The following is a 13,765-nucleotide window of genomic DNA, read 5'->3' as shown; positions in this document are numbered from 1 at the left end:
ATGGTACTGCACTCGACAGGGTGTGGGAGAGTAGGTCACCGCCGGAACATCATTCGGGAAGACCCCCAGCGAAAGCTGGGGGTCTTTCTCGTTTCCGGACACGAAAGCTAGAGCAGGGTCAGCTGATCCGGGCTGACACTCGCCGGCATCCGCGGATGCCAGGTCCCCAGCACTTCGAACTGTCTGCGTCGCCCCGCGTGATTCCCGATGAAGAAGTAGAGATCCCTTCCGGGATCACACATCTCGCGCTCCCACTTCGCGCGCAGCCGGCGCCCGGCCTCCTCGGCCCCGTAGTCGCGTATCAACGCCCTGCCGTCCTGGCCGAGCTCCCAGTCCAGGCACAGCTGTTCATGCCCGCGGCACGCACCGTCGGTACATCGATACCGGTAGCTGAGCCGGAAGGGCATCGGCTCCATCAACGCGATCTCGTCCCCGAAAAGGCTCGGCGTACTGACCGCCTCGATCTTCGCCAGATGTCGTGAAGCCCAAGGTGATCCGTGCTCGACCACCACCCTGTCGACATACGGTTTGACGAGTCCCATCGACGGCGCGGCCTCCCCGCCCGTCCGCCCCAGCGAGTTCGGCCGCAGCAGCTGACAGGCACTGGTGGCCCCGATCAACGGCCCGATGATCTCCCGCCGCTTGCTCCATTGCCGCCCATCCGCTTTCACGGACCCGGCAACGGTCAACGACAGCGCGTCCGGCCGATACGACTCCGGCCGCGGATCCCGCTCGCTGTCCCTGCGAATATCGACGTCGACGATGTCGTACTTCTGGAACCGCGAGTACTCCTCGGCCGTCCGAAACCGCATGGGATACAGCCGAATCCACGATGGCGCCCCCCGATCCAGCCGAACCCCCGCGACGGCGGTGACCTCCCCGTCCGCCTCCGAAGTAGCCGGATACGTCTTGACGGTGATCAACACCCGCGCCCGCTCCACCCCTGACGCCATCACCTTCACCTCCCCACGGTCGAGCCCCGCGTCCGCGGTCCGAATTTCCGTTCCCCGAACCATTCACGCTGGGCATTGCCCAAGTAATACCCCACCGGTACGACACCACCCGCGCCCCGAATACCTGAGAATCTGCCCACCAACCTGCGACCGCCCCACTCACGGATCCCGTTCTCTTGACATGATGTCGGTGTGCGCATTCTTCTCGCGGTCCTCATAGTCTTCGCCGGGCTCGCCGTGGCAGCCGATTTCGGCGCCGCCGCCTACGCCGAGAAGGCCGCCGCCGAGACGATGCGCAACACCGCGAACCTCGGCTCCGACCCCCACGTGGACATCCAGGGCTTCCCCGTCCTCCTCCACGCGGCCACCGGCAAATACAGCAAGATCGTCGTCAAGGCGGATCAGGTGGGCAACGAGAAGTTCGGCTTGGTCGACGTAGAGGCCACCCTGGAAGGCGTGGAGATCCCGCTCTCCGACCTCGCCGACCGCGTCCTCCACAAACTCCCCGTTGACCACCTCGAAACAACGGCCCGCTTCAGTGCCCTCCGCCCCCTGGCCCTGGTGGACGTAGCCGGCCTCCTCCCCTTCGGCGTGATACCGACCAGCGTCCGGATGGACGGCACGACGATCGTCGTGACCGGCAGCGGCGACAATGTCCTCGTGGACATCGACGCGCTGAAGGGTAAGAAGTGACGGTCCTCTCGACGTGAGGGTCCAGCTCGCATGACAGTCAGCGTCCGGACGGGCACGGCCACTTCTGCCGTGCGATCGGGCTCTACGGTGCGATCGAAGCGCGCAGTACGCGCGAGGGCGTCGGGCCGAAAGCCTCGCCGATCCGCGTGAGGTCGATCGGGGGTGCGACGAGATCCGCCCACGGATAACGTTCGCGGGTGCGTTCGAGAAATTCGACGGCCCGCACCAGGTGTCGCGACTCGTAGTTGTGCACCCCGGTGATGGTGAGCCACTGTCGCACAATCGATTCGGGATCCACGGCCACCATCGGACCGGGTTTGACCGTCCCGGCGAGCACGAAGACGCCGCCGATCGCGAGCCGGGGCAGGGTTTCGCTCACCGCGTCGGTGGATCCGGTGAAGTCCAACGCGATGTCGACCTCACCCCCGTCGTCCGGCCGCGCGCCGAAGAGGGCGGCGTGGCGCAGGCGGTTCGGATCGATATCGATGATCCGCACTGCGGCCCCTGCCTCGTGGCACGCGGCTGCGGCACTGATTCCGAGCATTCCCGCCCCACACACCAGTACTCGGCGGCCGGCGAGCGGACCGGCGGCCTCCAGCGTCGCCATGACGGTGGCGGTCGCGCAGGCGGCCGGGGCGGCGACGGCGTCCGGCATCGCGTCCGGGACGCGAGCGAGAGTCGTGCCGACCGGGAGCACGATGTGTTCGGCGTAGGAACCCGACAGCGGCCAATCCCCGTCGAAGGGTTCGTGACCCACCTTGCGGACCAACTCGCACTTCGCGCTGAGCCCGGATTCGCAGCGGGGACAATGACCGCAGGTGACGGTGACCGACCACACGACTCGGTCGCCGACGGTCCACGGGGAATCGTGGCCGACCCCGACGATCTCGCCGACGGCCTCGTGTCCGAGTATCGACGGGCAGGGCCCGGGGCGTCGCCCGGCGACCGTGTGCAGGTCACTGCCGCAGACCGTGGCGAGCCGGACGCGCACCAGGCATTCGCCCGGTCGCAGCTCGGGGATGGGGACCTGCCGCACTCGGATCCCGTCCACGCTCCAGACGGCCGCGCGGGTCACACGAGTTGGGAGCGAATCCATCCCGAGAGCCTTTCGATGGCGTAGACGATGACGAAGATGACGAGCACGATCGCGCCGGCGACCTCGAAGTTCAGGGTCCGGATGGACTCGAACAGCAGGAAGCCGATGCCGCCCGCGCCCACGATGCCCAGGACGGTCGAGGTGCGTACATTGACATCGAGGAGATAGAGACTCGCTCCCACCGCGGCGGGCAGTGCCTGCGGAATCACCGCGGCGAACAGGGTTTTCCACCAACCGCCACCGACCGACCGGATCGCTTCCAACGGTCCCGGATCGATTTCCTCGACCGCGTCCGCGACCAGTTTCGCCAGGAATCCGATCGAGCCGATGGCCAGCGCACACGCACCCGCGATGGGCCCGAGTCCCAGCGCGGCCACGAACACCACGGCCAGAATCAGTTCCGGCACCGAGCGCACCACCAGAATCCAGGTGCGAGACACCCAGTACACGACCGTGTTCGGTGCGATATTGCGAGCCGCGAGCACTCCGACGGGTATCGAGAGCACCACGCCGATCGCGGTGGCCACCACCGCTATGGCGACGGTTTCCGCGGCGGCAGTGAACAATTCGGTGCCGAGCGCGTCGAAATCGGGTGGCACGAGCCTGGTGAAGACCTCGAGCGACGGTCCGACCCAGGTGAACAATCCGCGGGGGTCGATCTCGAGCACGATCAATGCTGTGCCGCAGGTCGCGAGCAGGAGCAGCGCGAACCCCGTCCGGATCATCCGATCCCGCCGTGGCACCGAGCGCGCGGGGTGCAGCAGTACTCGCCGAATCGCGATGGCCAGCAGCTCCATCGCCGTGATGAGGACCAGAATGACGCCGACGATGCCCAGGGCATCGGGGTAGAGGAGCCCGCGCAGCGCGTCCTGCAGAGCGAATCCGATGCCGCCGGCGCCGACGAACCCGAGTACCACCGACATCCGCAGGTTGATGTCGATTCGATACACGAATGTCCCTATCCAGGAGGGAACGACTTGTGGCACAACCGCATTGAGCATTTCGCGGAAGTAGCCCGCGCCCGTGGCCCGCACCGCCTCTCGGGGTCCCTCGTCGGTCTGCTCGATCGCGTCGGCGAACAGCTTGCCCAGCATCCCGATCGAATGCAGTGCGAGCGCGAGGATTCCGGGCAGTACGCCGATTCCGAGCGCACGCACGAACAGCACCGCGAACAGCAAATCCGGCATGGCGCGGCAGAAGGTGATGAATCCACGCGCCACCGCGTACACCGCCGGATGGGGCGAGGTGTTGCGGGCCGCCAGAAATGCCAGCGGTGCAGAGGCGATGGCTGCCAGCACCGTGCCGAGCACCGCCATCAACAGTGTCTCCAGCCCCAATGTCGCGATGCGGGCCGGCTCGTCCAGTCGCGGGGGCAGCATTCGATTCAGCAGCGCCCCAACCTCGTCGGCGCCTTCGATCAGGGCGGCCGGGGCGAAGTCGATGAACGATGCGGAGGCGACGGTGGCGAGCACGGCCCCGACCGCGAGCACCGGCAGCCGGTACCGCGCCACACCCCGGCGGCGACCGGGGGTGGCGGTCGCCGCGGGCGGGCCGGTGAGCAGGGCTTTCACGACGGTTCCGCGGGCACAGCCGCGGCGGGATCCACCCGCTGATAGATGGCCATCACGTCGTCGCGGCTCATTCCCACTGCGGCCCGGTCCAGGACTTTGCGGCCGTTGCGCAGCCCGACCAGCCGGTGCGCCCAGCCCAGCGCCACGTCGACCTGATGCAGTGTGCACACCACGGTCAGCTTCTCCTCGATGCAGACCCGGAACAGCAATTCCATGACGATCCCGGCGTTCTCCGGGTCGAGGGAGGCAACCGGTTCGTCGGCCAGGACCAGCGTCGGCTTCTGCATGAGGGTGCGGGCGATCGCGACCCGCTGCTGCTGACCGCCCGAGAGCGTGTCCGCGCGGCGCTCGGCCAGGTCGGCCAACCCCACCCGGTCCAGATGCGTGAGGGCTTCGGCACGCATGCGCCTGGGATAGGTCAGTGCCCCGTAGCGCGGCAGGGTCAGCTGCCCGAGACCGCCGATCAGGACGTTCTCCAGGCAGCTGAGCCTGCCGACGAGATTGAAGTGCTGGAAGACGAACCCGATATCGCGGCGCATCTCGCGCAACCGGCGCGGTGTCGCGGTGTCGACCCGGACTCCGCCCACCTCGATCGCTCCCGAGGTGACGGGATGCAGCCCGTTTACACAACGCAGCAGCGTCGACTTCCCGGAACCGGAAAGTCCGAGCAGCACGAGCAATTCGCTCTGGCGCACGTCCAGTGAGACGCCATCGAGCGCGACGGTGTCGCCGAATCGTTTGGTGACATCGCGGATGGAGACGGCCACTTGGTCGCCCGCCACGGCCGGATGTTTGAGATCGCGCTGGGACATGGCTCAGCCCTTGCACTTCTTGGAGCCGGTGACCTGGCAGACATGGCGCACGCCGTTGTAGGCGGAATCGTCGATGGAGACCACGCCCCAGGCGCGCTCGTCGGTGATCCGGCAGTCCTTGCCCGTGCAGTATCCGGCGGCCTGCAGCTTGTCGGCATCGACCTTAGTGGTGAAGATTTCGGTGAGCTTCGCGATGGTCTCGGCGCCGAGGGCGTCGTTGGCGGCGAAGAGCGATCCGGCGATCATCTCCGACTTCCAGACGGTCTTGAGCTGACCGGGCTGCAGGTCACCCTTTTCGATCATCGTCTTTTCGACCATGGTGTCGAAGGCGAACCCGGCGTCGCAGTCACCCTTGGCGATGGCCAGGGCGGAGGCATCGTGACCGCCGGCATAGATGGGTGTCATCGCGGCCGAGATATCGCTCTCCGCACCGGATTTGATGACTCCGGCCTCCATCAGCCCGGCGGTCGGGTAAAGGAATCCGGAGGTGGAGCTGGGATCGACGAAGCACACCTTCTTGCCGGCGAAGTCCTTCAGCCCGTTGATGTTCGCCGCATCCGAGCGAGCCAGTCCGTAGGACTGGTAACCGGGCGGCGTGCCCTGGTTCTTGATCACCGCACCGAGCGGGGTGATGGCGGCGCCGTTGGTGCGGGCCACGACGTAGGCGAACGGGCCGAAGAAGGCCAGATCGACGTTCTTCGCGATCATGCCCTCCACCACGCCCGCGTAGTCCGAGGCCTGTTTGAACTCGACCTTCGCGCCGGTTTCCCGTTCGAGCAGCTTGATCAGCGGCTCGTAGCTGGCGCGCATGTCGGTCGAGTTCTCGGCCGGAACCGCTGCCAGCGTGATGGTTTCGGGGAAGCCCTGCGCGGTGCGAGCGTTCTCGGAGTTCGAGGTCGAACACGCGGACATGAGCAGCGTGAGTGAGGCGGCGAGCCCGACGACGGTGAGGGCGCGGCGGCGGAGTGTGGTCTTCATGGCGGGGTCGTTCCTTTGTTCCGAGCTGAATCGCGTACCGGGGAGGCGGTGCCTAGAACGATGAGCCTTGGTATAGACCAAGGCGTGCCCTGTGGTTGATCGGCAGGTGAACAGCGGTTTACCTCTTGGTCTATACCACTGGTATGTACCACCAAGTGATAGCCTTGGTTCATGACCGCGACCGAAGCTCCTCGCGTCCTCAAGCATCAGGTGATCCGTGCTCGCCTGGACGAATTGCTCGACGGCATGACCCCCGGCGAATCGTTTCCCGCAGAGCGTGAGATCGCCGAACGCTTCGACGCCGCCCGGGAGACCGTGCGCCAGGCCATGCGAGAACTGTTGGTGGCCGGTCGAATCGAGCGCCGAGGCCGCACCACGATCGTCGCGCGCCCCAAGGTCTCGCTGCCGTTGGCCATGGGCTCCTACACCGAGGCGGCAAAGGCGAACGGGCTCAGCACCTATCGGCTGCTCGTCGCCTGGACCCCGCTCGAGGCCGACGCCCACTTGGCGGAGCGGCTCGAGATCCCCGAGGGCGGGCCGGTGATCCAGTTGGAGCGCGTGTTCATCACCGACGGCGTCCGCGTCGGCCTGGAGACCACGAAACTCCCTGCCCACCGCTATCCCGGTCTGGTGGAGACCTTCGATACCGAAACCTCGCTGTACGCCGAAATCCGCAGTCGCGGAATCGAATTCGAGAAGACCGTGGACAGCATCGAGACCACCAACCCCGACGCCCGCGAATCAGCCCTGCTCGTGGTCGATGCCCGCACGCCGATGTTTCTGCTCAACCGTGTGTCCTATGACCAGCACGGTGTGCCCATCGAACAGCGCCGCTCGCTGTACCGCGGCGACCGCATGACGTTCACGGCGGTCATGCACGCGAATTGAGGGGTTGGCGGAGGATGTTCGACGGGCTTCCTTTCGCTCTCCTGCCTGGGGATTGCGTGGCCGTCGGCGCCCGTCTGCAATCATTCAGGCTGTTCGCTGGCTTTTGAGTGGTTCACGGGGAGGTTGTGTCAGTGGTTGATGGCTTGGGCAGAGTGCGGGGGGCCATCGCTGTCGCGATGCTCGCGGTAGCGGTCGTCTCCTGTGGGACAGGCGAAACCGACTCCCCGGCCGCGCCGGTCGACGAACGAATGGCCGTGTACAACGACCCGTGCACAATGCCGAGCGCGGCGCTGACACCCGCGGGCCTGCTCGACGCGGACAAGCGGCCGGGAACCACGGGCGTCGAGTTCAACGGGTGGAAGGGCTGCGCCTGGCAGTCCACCACCGAGGGGCGCACCTTCTCGATGTATACCGGACCGCGCAAACTCGGCGATTTCCAATCGGATCCGATGTTCGCGCAGTCGTACACCCCCGCCGAGGACACCACGCTCGGTGGCCGTCCGGCCAAGCTGTTCACCATGTCGTTCGATCCGGACCGGCGCGCGGTGTGCGCGGTCGGCGCCGAGACGTCGACGGGCATGGCGGTGTTCCAGACGTTCGGCCTCCCGGCCACGGGCGATGAGCCGTCGGGGGACATGTGCGCCGAAGTTGTCAGGGTCGGCACGGCGCTCATCGATCAACTGCCCGACGCCGATTCGGCCCCGGCGCCCGTGGAAACGACCGCGGCGGTCCGCTCCGAGTCCGATGTCCTCGCGATCTTCGGCAACGTGGACCCGTGCACCCTGGTGACCCCGGCCGAGGTGGAACAGATGACCGGCACCCCCGGCCTGTCCACGAATCGCACCTTCGACATCCCGAGCAAGACCGTCAGCTGCGACTGGGGCGGCGAACGTCCCGTGCTCCAGATCGACTTCCACGGCCTGATCAAAGACGACTACACCATCACCCCGCCGAACGACCGCAGTAGGGAAGTGGGTGCGAGGATCGGCCGCGCCGTCGACCTCTCCGGCTACGACGCGACCGATTGCATGGCGATGACCCTGTACCAGGACCCCCGCCGGATGGTGTTCATCCTCATCGACCCGCTGGGCGACGAGAAGGTGGAGGGCGGCGTCTGCGGGCGCGCCCTGCCGACGATAGAAAGCGTTCTCGGCGAACGTATTTCCTGGCCGTAGCGGCCGGATCGGTCCCAGCGTGCGGCGGTGTGCCGGGCTCCCCGGATCGACCGAACTCACTCGGCGATTGACCTGACGATGATGCATTGAGAAGCTTCAGGTTCCATTTGCTCAATCCGAGGGAGATCGACAATGACCATCGACGACGGCAACCCGGGTGATCCGGCCACCTACTCCACGATCACCTACGCCGTCGCGGATGCGATCGCGACGATTACCCTGAACCGCCCGCACGCCCGCAACGGCTTCACCCTGACCATGGCCGACGAGCTCGGCGCCGCCCTGACCGCGGCCGACTTGGACGACTCCGTCCGGGTCATCCTGCTCGCCGCCGCCGGCGACTACTTCTGCGTGGGAATGGATTTCGCGGAGCCCTCGCTCGGCGATGTCACCGACCCGGACTGGGACGAGCCCTCGACCCGCGTCGCCCGCCCGATGGTGAACTCGAACAAGCCGGTGATCGTGGCGATCCAGGGCGCGGCGGTCGGCGTCGGCATCTCGATGACCCTGGCCGCCGACTTCCGCCTCGCGAGCGAGGACGCCCGCTTCGGCTTCGTGTTCGCCCGCCGCGGCCTGTACCCGGAAGGCGGCTCGACCTGGTTCCTGCCCCAATTGGTCGGCCTGGCGAAGGCGAAGGAGTGGATGCTGACCGGCCGCCTCTTCGATGCCAGGGAGGCGTTGTCGGCGGGCCTGATCACCAGCACCCACCCCACCGCCGATCTCCTTCCCGCGGCCTACGCCCTGGCCCGCGATCTGGCGGTGAACGTCGCCCCGACGTCCGCGGCCCTGATCCGCCGTGCGCTGGTGGCCATGACCGCGGACGGCGATCCGGAGGCGGCGTTCGCCCTCGATAAGAAGTCGATCCCGCACGCGACGACCAGCCCCGATCTGGCGGAAGGCATCTCGTCGTTCCTGGAGAAGCGCCCGCCGCGGTTCACGGGCGTGGCGCGCCTTGATCTGCCGCAGCTGGGCGACTGGTTGGGGGAGTAGCTCGGGGCAATGTGTGCGCTGGATCGGCATCACGACGGTTCCGGTTGCCGCCGTGGTCGACATCCCCTGGCCGTGGTGAGATGCCCGTTCGACTACTTACCCGGCACCGGGCTGGGTGGCTGCTGTACGAAGGGCTCAGGCATGAACGGCAGGCAGGTTTCGTCGTCGTTGGGCTGCGGTCGTGGACGTGGAGAGCCGTTGTGGTTCGCAGATACGACCAGTAGGCGCGGAGTGTCGGCGGTCTCGCCGGTACCTGACTTTTCTTGTGTCAGTGCGACATTCGACTGGCGTGCGGAGTACCGCCGTTCCGGTGTGCTCAGTTCCAAAGCGCCGTCGGCGCCCCGGCTGTACGCGCCGGGGGTGTCGTAGTCGCAGTAGGTGACGACCCAGTGATTTCCGCCGAGGTCATCGACTGCGACCGCGCGAGTCAGAGTGCCACCGGTTTCGGGTAGCGGCGGCGAGGAAGGAGGGAACGGCCGGTTGTCGTAGGAGACTCGGGGCAGCACCTGTGGCAGCAACGAGTCGTACTCGCCGATGAGCATCCTGCTTTCGAGGACTTCGGTCTCGAGTACGAATCGTGCCGCGGCGGTTTCAGCCTCGTCCAGCGGTACCGCGATGTCCCACCTGAATTGCAGGCCTGGGTAAGGGAACGAGGCAACTGTCGCCGCGGTGGTCGGGGCAGGCGCACCGTTATCGTTCTCGATGCCTGACGAGCACCCCGCAACCGTAGGGAAAGCGGCCGCGATGAAGATCGCGGCGAGGGCAGTCGGAGCCAGGCGTTTTTGCGTCATCATTTGACGCGCCTTTGTTGTCGATCAGGTCGTCTTCGTGAGCCAAGGCTACTGACGGTTTGTGCTCCAACCGCGCAGGTTTCGTTCGGCACGGCTACTTGCTCGTTGGTACGGCAGCGGGCGGCTGCTGGATGAACGGTTCGGGCATGAACGGTCGACAGGTGGCGTCGTCGTCCGGCTCTGTGCGTGAACGCGGAAAGTCCGCACGGGCCGCATCCACGACGAGCAGACGCGGGGTGTCCGATGTCTCGCCGGATCCCGACTTCTCCTTCGTGAGAGCGACATTCGACTGATACGTCGAGTAGCGCAGGTCCGGATTGCTCAAAGTCAGCGAACCGTCATCGCCCTCGGTGTAGGCGCCGGGCGTGTTGTAGTTGCAGTACGTGACCACCCATCGGTCGTCCGCGACCTTGTCGACGGCGACCGCCCGGGTCAATGTCCCACCCGTTTCGGGCAACGGAGGCATCGAGTAGGGCGGTAGTGGCCGGTTGTCGTAGGAGACCCGAGCATTCATCTCGTTCAGCAGTGCGTCGTACTCGCCCAGGTTCATCCTGCGCTCCAGCATGAGCGTTTCGAGTGCGAACCGTGCTGCGGCAGTGGACTGTTCGTCCAAAGATTGTGCGATATCCCAACGCGACTGCAGTGCGGGGTAGGGAAGAGCAAACCGTCCCGTGGGTGTGGTAGCGGGCGTTGCCGACGCACCGTCGGGTCCGGATCGCGAGCACGATAGGACGGAAGCTGAAACGACTGCGACGCAGATCGTGGTCGCCAGCGCTGGAGATAGCCTGCGGAGTCTCACTTTCTTGTCCTGCTCCTTTTCTTGTCCTACTTGCCGGCGAGGATCGGTGCCGGCGGCTGCTGGATGAACGGCTCGGGCATGAACGGTTGGCAGGTCTCGCGATCGTCCAGGCGAGTCAAGGGCGACGGGAAGCCATCGCGGGTTTTGCTGACCACGAGCAGTCGTGGGGTTGCCGAGGTTTCGCCGGACCCGGACTTCTCTTCTGTCAGTGCGACATTCGATCGATAGGCGGAATAGAGCCAGTCCGGGAGGCTGAGTTTCAGCGAACCGGCATCGTCTTTCGTGTAAGCGCCCGGCGTGTTGTAAACGCAGTAGGTGACAACCCACCGGCCGTCGCCAACGCCGTCGACAGCCACCGCTCGGGTCAGCGAACCGCCGGTCTCCGGCAACACCCTGAGCCCGTCCGGGAATGGCCGGTTGTCCCACGAAACGCGGGCATTCATCTGAGGCAGCAGCGAGTTGTAGTCCCCAACTCGCATCCTGCTCTCGAGCGCTTCGGTTTCCAGTGCGAATGTAGCTGCCGCACTTGCATTTTCGTCCAGCGGCACCGCGATGTCCCACCTGAATTGCAGGCCGGGGTAGGGGAACGAGGCATCCGTCGCTGCAGTGGTCGGGGCAGGCGCACCGTTGTCGTTCTCGGTGCCCGACGAGCACCCCGCGACCGAGGCGGAAGTGACGATGCAGGTTGCGGCAATAACGGCCCGAGTCAAACCACGTTGCTTCATTACTTGATTCGCCCCTTGTCGTCGATCATGTCCTCTCGGCCGGCCAGGATGACCGACAGGCTTGTGCCGTCCCTGCCCACGCCCTGCAGAACCTCGATGCCATATGTCTGGTTGTAGTCGGTGGCGGTCTGGGTGAACCCTTGATCGTCGAGATAAGCCCGTAGTGCATCACGTCGTGCATCCGGCTGGGATTCGTTCAAGTTCAGCGGTCGGCCGGTATCGCTGTCTATCAGTGCAGGATCGAGCTTTCCGGAGGCGAATGCCGAATTGATGATTTCCTGCTGGAAGTTCCGGTATCCCTGTGCGTTGATCTCGGTCACGTTCGGATATAGCGGTGTCCCCAACGTATCGGGTTCGGGTATGAATCGCTCGATCAACCCGCCTGCGACGCGCTCCGCGAGCATCTCGGCGGCCACACCGCCCGCGTCTCCGCCGGGAACCGGCGCGAGCTCGATAGAACCGACTGTGACCTCCGAGATGAGTTCCGCGGCGGCCATTTTCTTTTCGAAGATCTCCCGCAGGTTCGCGTTATAGTCGTGGATCTTGTTCCCGTCCTGGTAGGTCAGGGCATTCTGCGCCGCGTTGGTGACTCGGGCACCCAGACTCGCCAACTGCTGCATACTGTCGCTCGCGTAGTCGCCGGGAAGCTTGCCGCTTTGGCTGAACGCTTGTGTCAGAACTTCGGATTCGTAGGCTTGCCGCGCGACTTCGAGGGTCAAACGCCCTTGTTCCGACTGGCTGGATAGGAAGAGCAAGCGATTCGCGTCTGTTACTTGAAGTTGTGCTTCGCCTGCGGCGGCGAGATACGCAGTGTTGGGTACCGTGCCGTCGATATAGGAATCGATGTTCGATCCCATGACGTGCGCGAGCGAGCGGGCCAACTCGGGGTTGCGCGAGAATCCCTTCGCGGTGGCGTCGAAGGCGTCGACGTCCAGTCCGCCGCTGCGGTGGAGTTCCGGCTTCCCGCCGAGCTTCGCGGGATCCTGTGCGTCCTCGGACGACGCGAAGAAGTCGGGTAGTCGAGTCAGGGCCTCGCGTGCGTGCAGGGCCTGAACCGTCGGCTTCCCGTCGGAGTCGACATCGTGCGATGTGCTGCCGATCCACTCCAGCGTCGACCCGGCCGCCTTCCCGCCGTCTTTCCAATCATGTTGGAACACAGAGGAATAGAGCTTCGGATCGTACTTCTCATAGCTTTGCCCGGGAACGTCCTTGCCGAACAATTCCTCGGACCCGTTGCCGGTCAGCAGCGCGTAACTGGACTCGGTGTTCCGCGCGCCGACGCCGAGCAGGTCCTGTGCGCTGCGCTCGGTATCGCGCAGCCAGTCCGGCTCGTTGATCCCGATCGACCCGTACCCGGCATACCCGCCGTGATCGAGAATCCAGGCCTGGTGCGCGGCCTGACGCTGCAGCTCGACGCCGAATCGCTCTCCGGGCGCGTAGGCGGGGTCCGCACCGTTGATGAAGCCGGCGAACGTGGCCATGTCCCGGGTGTAGTCGAACAGCCCGTGCCGGTCGTCGATCGGCGCGCCGAACAGCTTGCCGCGGTAGTCATCCGGGACCAGGCGGGTGTTGGCGTCGGGCGCGTCGGCGATGTTCGGGCGGGTGCCGATGAACTCGCGGACCTCCGGGTCGAGTCTGTCCCAGCCGCCGCGGCCGTCGACCTGTCCGTCGGAGCCCCGGGTGACAACCTTCTCCGTCGACAGCGTCAGCAGCCCCTGAGCCAGTTCCCGGCGGAGCTGCAGCGCCTCGGGGGACCCGTTCGCCTGTAGTCCGCTCGCGAGTTGGATGAGGCCGTCACGCCCGGCCCTGTCGTAGAGGCCCGACAGGTAGTCCATGGTCGACTGCGGGACGGTGATCTCCCCGCCGTCCGCGAGCGCCGACAGCTGTTCGGGGGTGAGTCCGGCCTGTTCGAGCCGACCGGAGATCCGGGCGATCTCCGCGCGCGAGAGCTTGCCGTCGGCGACGGTGTCACCGTCCTGGCGGCCCAGTGCGGCCGGGTCGACGGGGGTGGGCCCGGGCGCGTCGATGCCGTCGCCGAGTTGGTTGCCGCGCACCCGGACCTCGTCCACGGCGGCATTGATCCCCGTGACCAGCTCACCGACAGCGGTGACCAGCCCGGTGTGAGCGGCGTTGATCAGGCCACGGTGGTGATCGATCCGGTCCTGGATCTTCCGCTCGTCCGCCGCCGAGAATTCCCCGGCGGCGAACGGCCGGGCCCGCACCGTCCAGTCGTCACCGACCGTCAGTCCGACGGGACACTCGGGGTCGTGTTCGGTGTCGGCCACCCGCGTGAG

At 66.1% G+C, this 13,765-nt stretch carries 13 protein-coding genes; 4 read left to right on the top strand and 9 right to left on the bottom strand.

Going from position 1 to position 13,765, the window contains the following annotated elements; translation table 11 throughout:
- Positions 1–107: 107 nt before the first annotated feature.
- Positions 108–953 (bottom strand): hypothetical protein, encoded by an 846-nt coding sequence (locus tag ACWIGI_RS39590; RefSeq protein WP_454208787.1) that lies wholly within the window; start codon positions 951–953, stop codon positions 108–110.
- Positions 954–1,145: 192 nt separating this feature from the next.
- Here ACWIGI_RS39590 and ACWIGI_RS39585 point away from each other — a divergent pair, with 192 nt between their 5' ends.
- Positions 1,146–1,646 carry an LmeA family phospholipid-binding protein gene (locus ACWIGI_RS39585; RefSeq protein WP_454208786.1) on the top strand — a complete coding sequence of 167 codons (501 nt, stop codon included), beginning with the start codon at positions 1,146–1,148 and terminating at the stop codon, positions 1,644–1,646.
- Positions 1,647–1,728: 82 nt separating this feature from the next.
- Here ACWIGI_RS39585 and ACWIGI_RS39580 read toward each other — a convergent pair whose 3' ends face one another.
- Genes ACWIGI_RS39580 through ACWIGI_RS39565 form a run of 4 tightly spaced genes read right to left on the bottom strand, consistent with a single transcriptional unit; the run spans position 1,729 to position 6,103 of the window.
- Positions 1,729–2,742, bottom strand: a complete 1,014-nt coding sequence (locus ACWIGI_RS39580; protein WP_454208785.1) for a zinc-binding dehydrogenase — start codon at positions 2,740–2,742, stop codon at positions 1,729–1,731.
- Positions 2,718–4,304 (bottom strand): phosphonate ABC transporter, permease protein PhnE, encoded by a 1,587-nt coding sequence (phnE, locus tag ACWIGI_RS39575; RefSeq protein WP_454208789.1) that lies wholly within the window; start codon positions 4,302–4,304, stop codon positions 2,718–2,720. The genes ACWIGI_RS39580 and phnE overlap by 25 nt, the downstream gene beginning before the upstream one ends.
- Positions 4,305–4,309: 5 nt before the next feature.
- The gene (gene phnC / locus ACWIGI_RS39570; protein ID WP_454208783.1) at positions 4,310–5,125 is read right to left on the bottom strand and encodes a phosphonate ABC transporter ATP-binding protein; all 816 of its coding nucleotides are present in this window, start codon (positions 5,123–5,125) and stop codon (positions 4,310–4,312) included.
- Between the two features lie 3 nt (positions 5,126–5,128).
- Entirely contained in the window at positions 5,129–6,103 is a 975-nt protein-coding gene (locus ACWIGI_RS39565; RefSeq protein WP_454208782.1) for a phosphate/phosphite/phosphonate ABC transporter substrate-binding protein, read from the bottom strand.
- Between the two features lie 171 nt (positions 6,104–6,274).
- Between ACWIGI_RS39565 and ACWIGI_RS39560 the strand changes: the two genes are divergently transcribed.
- The 3 genes from ACWIGI_RS39560 (at position 6,275) to ACWIGI_RS39550 (ending at position 9,156) form a co-directional block, all read left to right on the top strand.
- Entirely contained in the window at positions 6,275–6,991 is a 717-nt protein-coding gene (locus tag ACWIGI_RS39560) for a GntR family transcriptional regulator (protein WP_454208781.1), read from the top strand.
- 152 nt (positions 6,992–7,143) lie between these two features.
- On the top strand, positions 7,144–8,166 hold the full coding sequence (locus ACWIGI_RS39555) for a DUF3558 family protein (protein ID WP_454208788.1): 1,023 nt from the start codon (positions 7,144–7,146) through the stop codon (positions 8,164–8,166).
- Positions 8,167–8,298: 132 nt separating this feature from the next.
- Complete coding sequence (locus ACWIGI_RS39550) at positions 8,299–9,156, top strand: enoyl-CoA hydratase-related protein (protein ID WP_454208780.1); 858 nt, start codon at positions 8,299–8,301, stop codon at positions 9,154–9,156.
- A gap of 92 nt (positions 9,157–9,248) precedes the next feature.
- On the opposite strand, the gene ACWIGI_RS39545 is transcribed toward ACWIGI_RS39550, so the two are convergent.
- The 4 genes from ACWIGI_RS39545 to ACWIGI_RS39530 all read right to left on the bottom strand — a co-directional run bounded on the left by ACWIGI_RS39545 (position 9,249) and on the right by ACWIGI_RS39530 (position 13,756).
- Positions 9,249–9,950, bottom strand: a complete 702-nt coding sequence (locus tag ACWIGI_RS39545; RefSeq protein WP_454208779.1) for a hypothetical protein — start codon at positions 9,948–9,950, stop codon at positions 9,249–9,251.
- A gap of 91 nt (positions 9,951–10,041) precedes the next feature.
- Positions 10,042–10,497 (bottom strand): hypothetical protein, encoded by a 456-nt coding sequence (locus tag ACWIGI_RS39540; RefSeq protein WP_454208778.1) that lies wholly within the window; start codon positions 10,495–10,497, stop codon positions 10,042–10,044.
- Positions 10,498–10,772: 275 nt separating this feature from the next.
- Positions 10,773–11,471, bottom strand: a complete 699-nt coding sequence (locus ACWIGI_RS39535; protein ID WP_454208777.1) for a hypothetical protein — start codon at positions 11,469–11,471, stop codon at positions 10,773–10,775.
- Positions 11,471–13,756 carry a TPR repeat region-containing protein gene (locus ACWIGI_RS39530; protein ID WP_454208775.1) on the bottom strand — a complete coding sequence of 762 codons (2,286 nt, stop codon included), beginning with the start codon at positions 13,754–13,756 and terminating at the stop codon, positions 11,471–11,473. The genes ACWIGI_RS39535 and ACWIGI_RS39530 overlap by 1 nt, the downstream gene beginning before the upstream one ends.
- Between the last annotated feature and the right edge of the window lie 9 nt (positions 13,757–13,765).

Source organism: Nocardia sp. NPDC055321 (assembly GCF_053645575.1).
The sequence above is the reverse complement of the archived record's forward strand: the minus strand, read 5'-3'. Positions and strand labels throughout refer to the sequence as shown.

Excerpts from the sequence above, each read along its gene's own strand:
- ACWIGI_RS39545 (WP_454208779.1), bottom strand. The coding sequence starts at position 9,950 with ATGATGACGCAAAAACGCCTGGCTCCGACTGCCCTCGCCGCGATCTTC.
- ACWIGI_RS39540 (WP_454208778.1), bottom strand. The coding sequence starts at position 10,497 with ATGAACCTGGGCGAGTACGACGCACTGCTGAACGAGATGAATGCTCGG.
- ACWIGI_RS39535 (WP_454208777.1), bottom strand. The coding sequence starts at position 11,471 with ATGAAGCAACGTGGTTTGACTCGGGCCGTTATTGCCGCAACCTGCATC.
- ACWIGI_RS39590 (WP_454208787.1), bottom strand. The coding sequence starts at position 953 with ATGGCGTCAGGGGTGGAGCGGGCGCGGGTGTTGATCACCGTCAAGACG.
- ACWIGI_RS39550 (WP_454208780.1), top strand. The coding sequence starts at position 8,299 with ATGACCATCGACGACGGCAACCCGGGTGATCCGGCCACCTACTCCACG.
- ACWIGI_RS39560 (WP_454208781.1), top strand. The coding sequence starts at position 6,275 with ATGACCGCGACCGAAGCTCCTCGCGTCCTCAAGCATCAGGTGATCCGT.
- ACWIGI_RS39565 (WP_454208782.1), bottom strand. The coding sequence starts at position 6,103 with ATGAAGACCACACTCCGCCGCCGCGCCCTCACCGTCGTCGGGCTCGCC.
- phnC (WP_454208783.1), bottom strand. The coding sequence starts at position 5,125 with ATGTCCCAGCGCGATCTCAAACATCCGGCCGTGGCGGGCGACCAAGTG.
- ACWIGI_RS39580 (WP_454208785.1), bottom strand. The coding sequence starts at position 2,742 with ATGGATTCGCTCCCAACTCGTGTGACCCGCGCGGCCGTCTGGAGCGTG.